Origin of the sequence: Streptococcus sp. S784/96/1, assembly GCF_902729355.1 — a bacterium.
In the GTDB taxonomy this organism is placed as follows: domain Bacteria; phylum Bacillota; class Bacilli; order Lactobacillales; family Streptococcaceae; genus Streptococcus; species Streptococcus caledonicus.
Genome location: NZ_CACVCC010000071.1, coordinates 1 through 1,397 on the forward strand (window position 1 = coordinate 1; position 1,397 = coordinate 1,397).

General features: G+C 42.2%; 2 protein-coding genes. Both read right to left on the reverse strand.

Going from position 1 to position 1,397, the window contains the following annotated elements; all coding sequences use genetic code 11:
* A partial coding sequence (locus GZ996_RS11605; protein ID WP_443255859.1) for an alpha/beta hydrolase occupies window positions 1–466 on the reverse strand: 466 nt, incomplete at its 3' end.
* Window positions 467–476: 10 nt separating this feature from the next.
* Window positions 477–1,397, reverse strand: a 921-nt coding sequence (locus GZ996_RS11610; RefSeq protein WP_202922627.1) for a glycoside hydrolase family 3 C-terminal domain-containing protein, incomplete at its 5' end; no start/stop codon positions are given.

Genomic DNA, 1,397 nt, shown 5'->3' on the forward strand with positions numbered 1-1,397 from the left:
CGCTATCCCCCATGATAACGATATTGTCAGTATCAATATCGTACTGAGCGCCATGTTCAGCCACCCAATGCATCGCTAGATTGACATCATCTAACTCACCCGGGAAAATAACATCTGGTGGTAATCGGTAGTTAAAGTTAACAAAACCGAAACCTGCCTTGGCAAATTCTAATCCAAAGAATTGATAGGTTTCTTTTGTCCCATATGTCCATCCGCCACCATGGATATGAATAATTGTCGCAACTTTACCCAAACGCTCTTTGGGAAGATAAATGTCTAGCTCTTGCCATTTAGGCACAGCTCCATAGGCAATATTATCAATGCGTTCTACTTCTGGAATATTACGTGGCAAACCTTTGTCACGTAAATCATCACTTTCTTTTAAATGCTTATTTAACTCTCTGATTCGCTCCATTGGATCTTTAATCGCATCAATCCGAGCAATTAAATCTTTTAACGCTTCCATAAGCTCCCCCCTAAAATAATAAACTTAACTCAAAACTCTCACTATTCTCATTGCCATCAGTAACTGTAAAAATAAAGTCACCATCCTCAAGGCAATAATGACCCTGATTGTTCCAAAAACCTAAGTCTTTCTTATCAACACGGAGCTCTACTGCCACTTTTTCCTTAGAGGCAACCTTAACTTTCTCAAACCCTTTAAGCTCTTTCACTGGACGAACAAGAGAACCAACCTTATCTGTCACATAGAGTTGAATAACTTCCTCCCCATCTCGATCACTGGTGTTACTAACATCAAGCATGATTTGAATACTCTCAGCTGTTTCTTTTACCACGACATTCTCAAATGCAAAGCGCGAGTAACTCAAGCCATAACCAAAATCATAGAGCGCCCCCTGTTCGATATCCATGTACTTAGATGTGAACTTGCTTCGGCCAGCCGGACGACCTGTATTGGGGTGATTATAATAAACTGGACACTGTCCTGACACTCTCGGAAATGAAACCGTGAGACGTGCACTGGGATTATTGGCTCCTGAAAGTGTGCGCGCCACCGCATGCCCCATTTGAATTCCCAAATGCCAAGACTCAATTACCGCATCTACTTGACCAACTTCTTTTTCAATCGCCATCGGACGGCCATTCATCAAAATGGCAACGGTTGGCTTGTCGAGGTTCTCCAGAGCCGCAAAAAGTTTACTCTGTTCACCAGGCAATGAAATATCTGCTCTTGACGTCGCTTCTCCAGACATGGAAACCAATTCACCTGCCACTAAAACAATCACATCACCATAGGCAAGAGCTTCTTGGAGTATGGCTTCATTAATTGGTGTCTCAAGACCTCCAACTTCAAAATAGCGGCTATTAGGAAATTCTTTCGTGATTCCTTCGACAAGAGAAATACCATCTTTTTCTCGAAAACTAATCGCCCAAGC